Annotated in this window: 9 protein-coding genes; 8 read left to right on the plus strand and 1 reads right to left on the minus strand. The window is 67.0% G+C overall.

Going from position 1 to position 13,466, the window contains the following annotated elements; translation table 11 throughout:
- Window positions 1-31: 31 nt before the first annotated feature.
- From AC5P9W_RS02285 to AC5P9W_RS02320, 8 genes are all read left to right on the plus strand, one after another.
- The gene (locus AC5P9W_RS02285) at window positions 32-3,154 is read left to right on the plus strand and encodes an efflux RND transporter permease subunit (RefSeq protein ID WP_021202131.1); all 3,123 of its coding nucleotides are present in this window, start codon (window positions 32-34) and stop codon (window positions 3,152-3,154) included.
- A gap of 326 nt (window positions 3,155-3,480) precedes the next feature.
- A complete protein-coding gene (locus tag AC5P9W_RS02290) occupies window positions 3,481-5,538 on the plus strand; it encodes a TonB-dependent siderophore receptor (RefSeq protein ID WP_206621900.1) in 2,058 nt (685 codons plus the stop codon).
- A gap of 95 nt (window positions 5,539-5,633) precedes the next feature.
- Window positions 5,634-7,811, plus strand: a complete 2,178-nt coding sequence (gene yccS / locus AC5P9W_RS02295; RefSeq protein WP_021202133.1) for a YccS family putative transporter — start codon at window positions 5,634-5,636, stop codon at window positions 7,809-7,811.
- 141 nt (window positions 7,812-7,952) lie between these two features.
- Window positions 7,953-8,747, plus strand: coding sequence for an SDR family NAD(P)-dependent oxidoreductase (locus AC5P9W_RS02300; RefSeq protein WP_111102378.1), 795 nt, complete (start codon window positions 7,953-7,955; stop codon window positions 8,745-8,747).
- 99 nt (window positions 8,748-8,846) lie between these two features.
- Window positions 8,847-10,736 carry an MFS transporter gene (locus tag AC5P9W_RS02305; protein WP_111102379.1) on the plus strand — a complete coding sequence of 630 codons (1,890 nt, stop codon included), beginning with the start codon at window positions 8,847-8,849 and terminating at the stop codon, window positions 10,734-10,736.
- Between the two features lie 182 nt (window positions 10,737-10,918).
- Window positions 10,919-11,206, plus strand: coding sequence for a CD225/dispanin family protein (locus AC5P9W_RS02310; RefSeq protein ID WP_005419784.1), 288 nt, complete (start codon window positions 10,919-10,921; stop codon window positions 11,204-11,206).
- A gap of 34 nt (window positions 11,207-11,240) precedes the next feature.
- Window positions 11,241-11,519 carry a CD225/dispanin family protein gene (locus AC5P9W_RS02315; RefSeq protein ID WP_019661492.1) on the plus strand — a complete coding sequence of 93 codons (279 nt, stop codon included), beginning with the start codon at window positions 11,241-11,243 and terminating at the stop codon, window positions 11,517-11,519.
- A 43-nt stretch (window positions 11,520-11,562) separates the two neighbouring features.
- Window positions 11,563-11,988 carry a DUF2752 domain-containing protein gene (locus AC5P9W_RS02320; RefSeq protein WP_111098929.1) on the plus strand — a complete coding sequence of 142 codons (426 nt, stop codon included), beginning with the start codon at window positions 11,563-11,565 and terminating at the stop codon, window positions 11,986-11,988.
- Between the two features lie 551 nt (window positions 11,989-12,539).
- Here the strand turns inward: AC5P9W_RS02320 and ampE are convergent.
- Window positions 12,540-13,427: a regulatory signaling modulator protein AmpE gene (gene ampE / locus AC5P9W_RS02325; protein ID WP_021203729.1), complete on the minus strand. Its 888-nt coding sequence runs from the start codon at window positions 13,425-13,427 to the stop codon at window positions 12,540-12,542.
- Between the last annotated feature and the right edge of the window lie 39 nt (window positions 13,428-13,466).

Genomic DNA, 13,466 nt, shown 5'->3' on the forward strand with positions numbered 1-13,466 from the left:
TCCACGCCCCGCTGCTGCGGGAGGCCGCACGATGAACCTGTCCGGCCCTTTCATCCGCCGCCCGATCGGCACCGCGCTGCTGGCCATCGGCCTGTTCATGGTCGGCCTGATCTGCTACCTGCGCCTGGGCGTGTCGGCGCTGCCGAACATCGAGATCCCCGTGATCTTCGTGCACGCCAGCCAGTCCGGCGCCGATGCGGCAACCATGGCGTCCACGGTCACCGCACCGCTGGAACGCCACCTCGGCCAGCTGCCGGGCATCGACCGCATGCGCTCGTCGAGCTCGGAAGGCAGCTCGCTGGTGTTCATGATCTTCCAGAGCGGCCACGACATCGATTCGGCCGCGCTGGACGTGCAGACCGCGATCAACTCGGCGCAGGCCGACCTGCCCTCGGGCATGGGCTCGCCGATGTACCAGAAGGCAAACCCGAACGACGACCCGGTCATCGCCATTGCGCTGACCTCGCAGACGCAGTCGGCCGACGAGCTCTACAACGTCGCCGATTCACTGCTGGCACAGCGCATCCGCCAGATCAGCGGCGTGGCCTCGGTGGACATCGCCGGTGCCTCGACGCCGGCCGTGCGCGTGGACGTCAACCTGCGCCTGATGAACGCGCTGGGCCTGACTGCCGATGATCTGCGCAACGCCGTACGCGCAGCCAATGTCACCTCGCCCACCGGCTTCCTCAGCGATGGAAATACCACCACCGCGATCATCGCCAACGATTCGGTCGCGCGTGCAGCCGACTTCGCCGACCTGGTGGTGAAGACCCAGGGCGATGGCCGGGTGATCCGCCTGAAGGACATCGCCAACGTCTATGACGGCCAGCAGGATGCCTACCAGGCCGCCTGGTTCGACCACAAGCCGGCGGTGGTGATGTACGTGTTCACACGCGCCGGGGCCAACATCGTGGAGACCGTGGACCGGGTCAAGGCGCAGATTCCCGCGCTGCGCGACTACCTGCAGCCCGGCACCACGATGACGCCGTACTTCGACCGTACGCCGACCATCCGCTCGTCGCTGCATGAAGTGCAGATTACCCTGCTGATCAGCCTGGCGATGGTGGTGCTGACCATGGCGCTGTTCCTGCGCCGGCTGGCGCCGACCCTGATCGCCGCCGTAACCGTGCCGCTGTCGCTGGCCGGTGCGGCGCTGGTGATGTACGTGATGGGCTTCACCCTGAACAACCTGAGCCTGCTGGCGCTGGTGATCGCGATCGGCTTCGTGGTGGACGATGCGATCGTGGTGATCGAGAACATCATGCGCCATCTCGACGAGGGCATGCCGCGGATGCAGGCGGCACTGACCGGCGCGCGCGAGATCGGCTTCACCATCGTCTCGATCACTGCCTCGCTGGTGGCGGTGTTCATTCCGCTGCTGTTCGCCAGCGGCATGATGGGCGCGTTCTTCCGCGAGTTCACCGTCACCCTGGTGGCGGCCATCGTGGTCTCGATGATCGTCTCGCTGACGCTGACCCCGGCGCTGTGCAGCCGCTTCCTCAGTGCGCACGACCACAGCGCGCCGCCGTCGCGTTTCGGCCGCTGGCTCGATGCCGGCCACGAGCGGATGCTGCGCATCTACACCGTGTTCCTCGACTTCTCGCTGCGCCACGCGCTGCTGCTGTCGTTGACGCCGTTGCTGCTGATCGCCGCCACCATCTTCCTGTTCGGTGCAGTGAAGAAGGGTGCGTTCCCGCCGCAGGACACCGGCCTGATCTGGGGCCGGGCCAATTCCAGCGCCACCGTTTCCTTCGAGGACATGGTCAGCCGCCAGCGTCGCATCACCGACATGCTGATGGCCGACCCGGCAGTGAAGACCGTGGGCGTTCGCCTGGGCAGCGGCCGCCAGGGGTCGAGTGCGCAGTTCAACATCGAGCTGAAATCGCGCAGGGAAGGCCGTCGCGAAACCACCGCGCACGCCCTGGCGCGGCTGAGCGCCAAGGCCGACCGCTACCCCGACCTGCAACTGCGCCTGCGCGCTATCCAGGATCTGCCCAGCAATGACGGCGGCGGCTCAAGCCAGGGCGCGCAGTACCGCATCTCGCTGCAGGGCAACGACCTGGCATCACTTCAGGAGTGGCTGCCCAAGCTGCAGGCGGAGCTGAAGAAGAACCCGAAGCTGCGCGACGTCGGCACCGATGTGGACAACGCCGGCCTGCGCCAGAACATCCAGATCGACCGCGCAAAGGCTGCGCGCCTGGGCATCACGGTCGGCGCCATCGACGGCGCGCTGTACGGCGCCTTCGGCCAACGCCAGATCTCCACCATCTACTCCGACATCAACCAGTACAGCGTGGTGGTCAATGCCCTGCCCTCGCAGACCGCCACGCCGGCGGCGCTGGATGAGGTTTACGTGCGTGCGGGCAACGGCGACATGGTACCGATCACCGCGGTGGCCACCCAGGTGCCCGGCCTGGCACCGTCGCAGATCACCCATGAAAACCAGTACACGACGATGGACCTCAGCTACAACCTTGCTCCGAACGTGAGCATGGGCGAAGCCAAGGCGATCATCGACGCCACCGTAGCCGGCATGCGCATGCCCGGTGACATCCGCCTGGCCGACGACGCGGGCTTCGGCTTCAATTCAGATCCCAGCGACATGCTGATCCTGGTGTTTGCCGCGATCCTGACCGTCTACCTGGTGCTGGGCATGCTCTACGAGAGCCTGATCCACCCGGTCACCATCCTGTCCACGCTGCCGGCGGCGGGCGTCGGTGCGCTGCTGGCGTTGTTCGGCACCAACACCGAACTGTCGGTGATCTCGATGATCGCGCTGGTGCTGCTGATCGGCATCGTCAAGAAGAACGCGATCATGATGATCGACTTCGCGCTGGTGGCGCAGCGCGAGCATGGGCTGGCGCCGCGCGAGGCGGCACGCGAGGCCAGCATCGTGCGCTTCCGTCCGATCATGATGACGACGATGGTGGCGATCCTGGCAGCGGTTCCGCTGGCGATCGGCCTGGGCGAAGGGTCCGAACTGCGTCGTCCGCTGGGTATCGCGATGATCGGCGGCCTGCTGTTCTCGCAGAGCCTGACCCTGCTCAGCACGCCGGCGCTGTACGTGATCTTCTCGTGCCTGGCCGAACGCTGGCGGGCCCGTCGCGCGCGCAGGCGCGAAGCGAAGCTGCTCAAGCGCGCGCAGCGGGCGTAGAGCGGCCCATCCACGCATGGCGTGGATCTACGGGGGTAGAGCCGGCCACTGGCCGGCTTTCTCCGTACGGCGAATCTGCCGGCCAGCGGCCGGCACTACCGTGGATGCGAATGGTGGGTACGGACCGTGGGTGCGGACCGTTGGTCCGCACGCCTCCAGGTTTGACGTGCCGTAACGAAAAGAGAACAATTCTCATCCAGCTACGGTCCTGCGCCCCGTTGCGGCGCCCCGCTGCCTTCCCCGGCCAGCCTGCGTGATCCCAGCCACTGCCCCTTCCCCCACCCGTGGGCGGATGGCCTGTGGCCGTCCGTCGAGGACCACCATCGATGCTGCCTTCCCGTCTCCCCCGCCTGGCCCTGCTGGCCTCCGCCCTGTCCGCCGCCTGCGCTGCCCATGCCGAAGCGCCGGCCGTCAGCCGCAAAGCCACCGATCTGGATGCGGTGAATGTCACCGCCGAACGCCCCCATACCGACGCCGGCGCACTGGGCGACCGCGCCCTGCGCGACACTCCGTTTGCGATCACCGCTGTTGGCCGCGAGCAGATCGAGCAGCGCCAGGTGGTCTCGCTGGGCGAAGCCTTCCTGCTCGACCCTTCGGTCACCACCCAGGTCAGCGCCTACGCCAGCGGCTGGAGCTCACCCATCCGCAATCGCGGTATCGAACTGAATTTTGACAGCTATCGCGTCAATGGCCTGCAGGTCTCTTCCTGGGGTACCGAATGGCCGCTGGAAGTGATGGAACAGGTCGATCTGCTGAAAGGCCCGGGCGGCTTCCTGTACGGGTTCGGTGCACCCGGCGGCATCGTCAACTACATCACCAAGAAGCCGACGGACACGCCCACCTTCTCCGCCCAGCTGGGTTGGCGTGAACAGGGCATCGTCAGCGGCGGCATCGACGTTGGCGGACGTTTCGGCAACGAGCAGATGTTCGGCTACCGTTTCAACGCCTTCCAGGAAAAGGGCGAGACCTTCAATGGTGGGCACGTCGATCGCAAGGTTGGCGCACTCTCGCTGGATGCCCGCCTGAGCGATGTACTGACCTGGACCTTCGACGGCGTATTCCAGTCACGCGATCTGCGCGAAGAATCGCCGCAGTACTACTTCCGTGGCCTGACATCGCTGCCGCGACCGATTGCCGGGGATACCCACAACAGCGTGCCCGGCACCTACTACGACACCCGATCCAGCCTGCTGTCGACCGGCTTGAACTGGCAGATCAACAGCGACTGGAAAGCCAGCCTGAGTTACGGCGTCACCACCTCGTGGAACGACGTCAACAAGATCTTCGCCTACATCGACAATCCCAACGGCGACTATGACGTCAACGTCTACGAACTGGGCGGCAAGAGCGAGTGGAAGCTGGCCCAGGCGATGCTGCAGGGCAGCTTCCGCACTGGCCCGCTGCAGCATCAGGTGGTGGCGGGCATCAGCCACCAGACCGGGCTGGGCTGGGACCGCCCCTACGAATGGAACCTGATCGGCCGCGGCAACCTGTACCAGCGCCACGCCATCCGCCACGATGCCGTCGGTTCACGAGTGATGACCCGTGGCGACGAAGCCGTGCAGCAAGCGGTGTTCGCAAGCGATACCGTCGATCTCGGCAGTGGCTGGTCGGTATTGGCAGGCTGGCGTTACAACGACTACGAGACCAGGGGCCGCTACCACACCTACCCGGTCACACCGACCTACGCGGTGATGCTCAAGCCCCGCGAGGCCGTCACCCTCTACGCCAGCTACATCGAATCGCTGGAAGCGGGCAGCCGCGTGGGCAACAGCTACGTCAACGCCGGCGACGTGCTCGACCCGACCATCAGCACGCAGTACGAGATCGGCGCGAAGGTCGAGGGGGCACGCTGGAATGCGAACCTGGCGGCGTTCCGGCTGGAGCGTGGCGCCAACATCGATGAGCTCACGCCTGCCGGCAAGCGCCTGGTGCAGGACGGCATCACGCTGTACGAAGGCATCGAAGCCAGTGCCGACCTGCACCTCAACGATGCCCTGGAGGTCGGCGGTGGCGTCACCTGGCTGGACCCGACCTACGACAGGCTGTCGCCGGCCAGCGCCGCACAGGAAGGCAACCGTACCGCCGGTGCCGCGCGCTGGAGCGGCGTCATGCATGCCACCTACCAGCTGCCGTGGGTGGACGGCCTGGAAACGTATGCGGCCGTGCGCTACTACGGCGATGTCTGGTACGACGCCGACAACACCCTGAAGCTGCCCGACTACACGCTGGTGAATGCCGGCGTCGGCTACCGGCTGCTTGCCTCGGGCCACCCGGTGACCCTGCGTGCCAGCGTCGAGAACCTGGCCAACCGGAAGTACTGGTCCAACGCTGGCGCCGGCCTGCCGCGTACGTTCGCGGTGAGCGTTCGGTTCGACATGTAGGGTCCGGCAGCACCGTGGGTGCGGACCGTTGGTCCGCACTCCATATTTCACGCGCAGCCCGCAATAATGGTGGAAGACCCTTCCACCGAGCCTGCATGTCCGCCCGCCAATCCCGCCTCAGCCGCCTGTGGGCCCACGAGAAGGCCAGCTATGGCCTGCGGGTGTTCATCGCCCTGGCCGCAGCGCTTGCCGTGTGCTGGCAGCTGGACGCGCTCACCGCCCTGCCCGGCGTGTTTCTCGGCATCATCGCCAGCGCCATCGCCGAGACCGACGACAACTGGTGGGGCCGCACCAAGGCGGTACTGCTGTCGCTGCTGTGTTTCTGCCTTGCCGCAGCATCGGTGATCTGGCTGTTCCCGTGGCCGTGGATCTTCATTGGCGCGCTGGCGCTGTCCACCTTCGGCCTGACCCTGCTCGGTGCGCTCGGCGAGCGCTATGCGTCGATCGCCCAGGCGACGGTGACGCTGGCGATCTACACCATGATCGGCCTGGAGCAGCATGGCGCCGGCGACCTGCACAGCGCGCTGGACGCGGTCAGCCACCTGCTGGCCGGTGCGGTCTGGTACGGCCTGCTGTCGATCCTGTGGACCGCGCTGTTCGCCAACCGTCCGGTGCGCGAACGCGTAGCGCGGCTGTATCAGGAACTGGGCCGCTACCTGCAGCTGAAGGCCGCGCTGTTCGAGCCGGTGAGGGAAGCAGACCTGCAACGTCGCCAACTCGACCTGGCCGAACAGAACCGGCGTGTGGTCGGTGCGTTGAACGAGGCCAAGACAGCGATCCTGGCCCGCTTCGGCCGTTCCGGGCGGCCGGGCGTGAACTCCGGTCTGTACCTGCGTCTCTATTACATGGCACAGGATTTCCACGAGCGCGCCAGTTCCTCGCACTACCCCTATGGCGCGCTGGTCGACGCCTTCTTCCACAGCGATGTGCTGTACCGCTGCCAGCGCCTGCTCGACCTGCAGGGCCAGGCCTGCGCGCGCCTGGGCGAAGCGATCCGCCTGCGCCGTCCGTTCGTGTATGGCGAAAGCAACCAGCAGGCCGGACGCGATCTGGCCGATGCGCTGGCCTACCTGCGTGACCAGCAGCGCCCGCAGTGGCAGCGCCTGCTTGGTTCTCTGGACCTGCTGGTGCACAACCTGCGCAGCATCGAGCGCCGCCTGCTGGACGCGGAGCGCTCCGAGGCCAGTCTGGACAACGTCGACACCCGCCTGCGCGACAGCAACCCGCACACGTTGCGCGAGATGGGCGTGCGCATCCGCCAGCAGCTCACGCCCGGCTCGGTGCTATTCCGCCATGGCCTGCGCATGGCGCTGGCGCTGATCGCCGGCTTTGCCGCGATACGCCTGTTCAATGCACAGAACGGCTCGTGGGTGCTGCTGACCATCGTGTTCGTGTGCCGCCCCAACTTCGGTGCCACCCGCCAGCGCCTGGCGCAACGCATCGTCGGCACCGTGGCCGGCCTGGTACTGACCTGGGCGCTGTTGCAGCTGTTCCCACAGCTGCACGTGCAGCTGCTGATCGCACTGCTGTCGGCGCTGCTGTTCTTCTTCACCCGTACCGATCGCTACCTGGTGGCATCGGCGGCGATCACGGTGATGGCGCTGACCTGCTTCAACCTTATCGGCGACGGCTTCGTGCTGATCGTGCCGCGCATGGTCGATACGCTGCTGGGCTGCGCGATCGCCGCCGTCGCCGCATTCCTGATCCTGCCCGACTGGCAGGGCCGGCAGCTGCATCTCGTCCTGGCACGCGTGCTGGACACTGCGGCTCGCTACCTGGATTCGGTGCTGGGCCAGTACCGCAGCGGCATGCGCGATGACCTGGCCTACCGCATCGCCCGCCGCGACATGCACAACGCCGACGCCGCGCTGTCCACCGCATTGTCGAACATGCTGCGCGAACCCGGCCATGTGCGCCGCAATCTGGATGCCGGCTTCCGCTTCCTGGCGCTGTCCAACACGCTGCTGGGGCATCTGTCGGCGCTGGGTGCGCACCGCGACCAGGTGGACAGCTATGCTGGCGATCCACTGGCGCTGGCCGCGGGCGATCGCGTGCGCAAGGCACTTCAGCAGCTGGCGACGGCGCTGACCGCGCGGCAACCCGTTGCGGAAGATGACAACGACTCAGACCGCGCGGTGGCCGCCGAGCTGGAGCAGATCGACGAGGCGATGCCGCCGAAACTGCAGCTGATCCGTACCCAGATGGCGCTGGTGCTGCGGATGCTGCCGAAGGTGCGTGCAGCGGCCAATGAGGCAGTGACCAACCTGACCTGATTCCTTGTCGCTGGTCGGACATCCCATCCGCGCGTGGCGTGGATCTACTGCACCGTGTGCAACCGTGTGTTGCGCCTTGCGATGCATTCCGATCACGTTCCCGCGCGGATACTGGGTGATCCCCTGGTACTGGAATCCCCGATGAAGATCGAACTCGCCGGCCGCACCGCGCTGGTCACCGCCTCCACCGCCGGCATCGGCCTGGCGATCGCCCAGGGTCTTGCCGCGGCGGGTGCGCGGGTCATTCTCAACGGCCGCAGCACCGACAGTGTCGAACGCGCCCGCCAGCGCCTGCTCGCTACCGTTCCGGGTGCCGAGGTGATCGGCGTGGCCGCCGATCTCTCCGATGCGGCCGGCGTCGATACGCTGCTGGCCGGCCTGCCCAAGGTCGACATCCTGGTCAACAACGCCGGCGTCTTCGGCCCCGAGGACTTCTTCGAGACCGAAGATGCCACCTGGGAGCGTTACTGGCAGACCAACGTGATGTCCGGTGTGCGCCTGTCGCGGGCACTGCTGCCGGCGATGGTCGATGCCGGCTGGGGTCGCGTGCTGTTCATCTCCTCCGAATCGGCACGCAACATTCCCGCCGATATGATCCACTACGGGGTCAGCAAGACCGCGCAGCTGTCGCTGTCGCGCGGCCTGGCCAAGCGCGTGGCCGGCAGTGGCGTCACCGTCAACGCGGTGCTGCCCGGCCCGACCCTGTCCGATGGCTTCGCGGCGATGTTCGAGGATGAACGCAAGCGCAGCGGCAAGCCGCTGGAGCAGATCGGCCGCGAGTTCGTGATGGCACACAGGCCATCCTCGGTGATCCAGCGCACTGCCACGGTCGAGGAAGTGGCCAACATGGTGGTGTACCTGGCCTCGCCGCAGGCTTCCGCCACCTCCGGCGCGGCGCTGCGCGTGGACGGCGGCGTGGTCGACGATATCGTCTGAGGGTGCTGGCAGGTGTGCGGACCAACGGGTCCGCACCCACAGGTCCGTACCCACAGCAGATGGGCAGGAATGCTAGGCTGCGCCGGTCAAGGAGGCTCCATGTCCGGTCACAACCAGTTCGCCCTGCTGCGCCAGCGCCGTTTCCTGCCGTTCTTCGTGGTCCAGGCACTCGGCGCGTTCAACGACAACGTGTACCGGCAGGCGATCATCAGCATGTTGCTGTTCATGGCCGTGCCGGAGGAGGAGCTGGGGCTGTACGCCACGCTGGCACCGGCCATCTTCATCCTGCCCTACTTCCTGTTCTCGGCACTGGCCGGGCAGATCGCCGACAAACTTGAGAAATCGCGACTGATCGTGATCACCACCACCATGGAGATCGTGATCATGTCGCTGGCGGCCGCTGGCTTCCTCACCCAGAGCGTGCCGGTGCTGCTGGTGGCCCTGTTCTGCACCGGCATGCAATCGACCCTGTTCGGCCCGGTGAAGTACTCGGTGCTGCCGTCGGTGCTCAAGCCCGAGGAACTGACCGGCGGCAACGGCCTGGTCGAGATGGGCACCTCGATGTCGATCCTGTCCGGCATGATCGTCGGCGGCCTGGTGTTCACCGTGGCCGGCAGCCACGGCACCGTGGTGGCGGCCTGCGCGATCATCGCGCTGGCGATCTGCGGCAACATCGCCGCGCGCCTGATTCCCAAGGTCGATGCCGGCGACCCGAACCTGAAGATCAACTGGAACCCGCTGCCGGAATCACTGGCGGTGCTGCGCATGGCGCGCCAGCAGAAAGCCGTGCGCAATTCGATCCTGGGCGTGTCCTGGTTCTGGTTCGTCGGCACCGTGCTGACCTCGCAGCTACCGGCCTATGCGGTGACCAACCTGGGCGGTGAGCCAACCCTGTACATCTTTGCGCTGGCCCTGTTCTCGGTTGGCACCGGCATCGGCTCGCTGCTGTGCGAGAAGCTGTCGGCGCGCACGGTGGAAATCGGCCTGGTGCCGCTGGGCGCGTTCGGCATGACCGCGTTCCTGCTCGACCTGTACTTCGCCCGCAGCGGCGAGGCGACCGTGCAGGGGCTGGCCATCGGGCCGTTCCTGCAGCAGCCGGGCAGCAGCCGCATCGTCATCGACCTGGTCGGCATCGGCCTGTTCACCGGCATCTTCGTGGTGCCGCTGTTCGCGCTGATCCAGAGCCGCACGCCGAAGGCGCAGATGTCGCGCGTGTTCGCGGCGCTGAACATCCAGAATTCCGGCTTCATCGTCGCTGCGGCCCTGCTGTCGCTGGCCGCGCACACGCTGCTGCACTGGACCATCCCGCAGCAGTTCCTGGCGCTGGCCATCGCCAACGCGCTGGTGGCGATCTACATCTTCACCATCGTCCCCGAATTCCTGATGCGCTTCCTCAGCTGGCTGATGGTGCGCACGCTGTACCGGCTGCGCCCGCACGGCATCGAGGCCAACGTGCCCGACGAAGGCGCCGCGCTGCTGGTCTGCAACCATGTCAGCTACATGGACGCGCTGATCCTGTCGGCGACGATTCCACGCCCGGTGCGCTTCGTCATGTACTACCGGATCTTCAACATCCCGGTGATGCGCTGGATCTTCCGCACCGCCAAGGCGATCCCGATCGCCGGCGCGCGCGAAGACCCGGCGCTGATGCAGCGCGCGTTCGACGAGATTGACGCCGCGTTGGCCGAAGGTGAGCTGGTCTGCATCTTCCCGGAAGGTGCGCTGACCAGGGATGGTGCGATGGCCCCGTTCAAGTCGGGCGTTGAGAAGATCCTCCAACGGCGGCCGGTGCCGGTGGTGCCGATGGCCCTGCGCGGCATGTGGTCGAGCATGTGGAGCCGGCGCGACAGCCGCCTGGGCCGCATGCGGGTGCCGCGCCGTTTCCGTGCCACCGTCGAAGTGGTCGCGGCGCCGGCCGTGGATGGCCACAGCACCAGCGCCCCGGTGCTGGAGGCCCAGGTGCGGGCACTGCGCGGCGATCACGCCTGACGGACCCGGCCCGCCAAGCGGGCCCGGCAGCCTCCCCCGCATAGGCCACCGTCCGGTGACGTACGCGACATGTCGTGACTGTAAACGCATACATGCAACGTCGGTTGCGGTAGATTACGCACCCACAGGGGGGAGGTCCGGCCGATACATCACGGCTGGCCACCAAGGAATGGAGTCTTGCTTTGAATCAACCACCACCGCTCAGCCGTCCGGTCTACATCCCCAACCATCTGGTCTGGGCGATCCTGACGACGCTGTTCTGCTGCCTCCCGTTGGGCGTGGTGTCGATCGTCTATGCCTCCCAGGTCGATGGCCGCCGCGCGGCCGGCGACCTGCCGGGGGCCTACAGTGCGTCGCGCAAGGCGGGCTGGTGGGCGGTGGCTTCGGCCGTGGCCCTGCCGGTCCTGTTGCTGTTGTGGTTCGGGCTGTTCGGCGGCTTGGCCGTGCTGGGCGCTCTTTCCGACCAATGATCTACCACCACCACCCATCAAGGAGCTTGAACCCATGAATACCGCCACTCCGCAGGTCCCGAACAACCTGGTCTGGGCGATCCTGACCACCCTGTTCTGCTGCCTGCCGGCCGGCATCGTGTCGATCGTCTATGCCGCCCAGGTCAACGGCAAGCTGGCCGCTGGCGACATTGCCGGCGCCCAGGACTCCGCCGCCAAGGCCAAGAAGTGGGCCATCTGGTCGGCCATCGCCTGGGCCGTCGTGGTCGTGCTGTACGTGCTGTTCTTCGTTGTGCTCGGCGGCATGGGCGCGATGAGCAACAGCGGCTACTGATACGCCTGGACGGATCCGGCGCCTGCGCCGGATCCGTTGTTGCATGTCCGCGCTTCCTGCTCGTTCCCGGTTCGCCCGCTGGGCGCCGCTGCTGGTTTCCGCCGGCCTGGCCGCGGGCGCCACGGTGCTCCTGCGCAACGTCAATCCGTATGTCGCCGGCAATCCCTTGCCGAGCTGCCCGCTGTACGCGCTGACGGGCCTGTACTGCCCGGGATGTGGCAGCACGCGCTGCCTGTATTCGCTGGTCCACTTCGACCTGCCCGGCGCGATGGCGATGAACCCGCTGCTGGTCATCAGCCTGCCGTTCCTGTTGCTGATGCTGCTGAACATCGCCGGCATCCGCCCACGCCTGCTCGACCCGCTCATGCGGGTGCTGGCCAATCCTGTGTTCTGGCTCTGGGTGCTGCCTGGGTATGCGCTGCTGCGCAACCTGCCGTGGGCACCGTTTACCGCGCTGGCGCCGATCTAGGTTTCCAGCCAACGGCGCAGCCCCTCGTGGTGGGCGGCGTTCGTCGATCATGGGGTTGGCCGGGCGGGATGGGTTTGCGGGGGACGCCGTGAATCCGTCCGTGGAGGCTTGGCCGCGGCTTGCTCGTGTGCGCTGTCCTGCGCGCACGGCAAGACCAGGGTTGGGCGTCCTGCCCAACCCGCCCGAGGCATGCCTCGGACCCATGCCGCGGACACCCCCTCAAACCCATCCCGCCCGGCCACGGACAGTTTCCGTGCGCGTCCGCCACGGAAAAGAAAGAGAAGATCAAAAGCGGATAGCTTCGCTGCGCTCGCTCGGAGCCGAGCATGGCTCGGCTCTACAGAACGTCAGTGCACGGAAAACTGTCGAAGGCGGGGTGGGTCGGATGGCGGGGGTGTGAGCCGCATGGATGCGGCGACCAAGCCTCCATGGACGGATTCACGGCGTCCCCCGCCATCCGACCCACCCCGCCAACCCGCAGCAATCCTGCCGTTGCTGTTGCTGTTGCTGTCGCCTCTGCAGGTGCAGGGCTGCAAGCCCTGCCAGAACACCTACGTCACCCAGCCTGCAATCACCAGCAACGCGAGGATCGCCAGCCACAGCAGCAGCATCCGCCACACCAGGCTCATCGCATCACGCAGGTCCGGCAGCCGCTGCCACACCGGCAACAGCCCGGCCTCGGTGTAATCGTGCGCATCTTCGCGCAGCTCGGCGTTGACGCTGGCCCGCGCCACCGCGCCCAGGAACCCGATGGTGCCGGCCAGCCGCTCGCCATGCGCCTGGCGCCACGCCTTCCACGCCGTATCGAAGTTGCCCACCAGCGCCATCGAAAACGCCATCAGCTGCGCCACCGGCCACTCGATCCAGCCCAGCAGGCGCTGCGCCAGCGCCAGCGGCTCCACCGGCACGCGGGCACGCATCGGGCTTTCCGCCATCAGCGCCAGCAGCCGGTACCCCAGCGCACCGGCCGGGCCCAGCAGCAGGAACCAGAACAGCACCGCGAACCAGCGCCGCAGCGCGTTGAGCACGGTGGCCTCGACCAGCGACGGCACGTCTTCGCGCAGGCTGCCACCGGCCGCCTGCAGGTTGCGCACGGCGGCCTGACGCGTTGCGGCGTCGTCCGCATCGATGATCGCTTCGATATCACGATCCAGATCACGCGGCCCCCAGCACCAGGCCAGCACCGCCACGCCCAGCATCAGCGACGGCAGCCCGAACAGCACCCCGCGCAGCAGCCATGCCAGCAGCGCCATCAGCAGCAGCGGCGGCAGCAGTGCCAATGCAACACCGGCCGGTCCCTGCCACGCCTTTCCGCCATGCGCGTCCAGCCAGCCCAGCCAGCGCCGGAAGCCGTCGAAACGGCGCAGCGAGGCGGCAGCGGCCGGGGCAACATGGCCCAGGGCCAGTGCCACCAGCACGGCGGCCAGAGTGGTGAACATGGCAGGTCTCCCTACGAAACGGAACGCTCGGCGCCGTTA

This window comes from Stenotrophomonas sp. YJH_SMC_33 (genome assembly GCF_059372295.1).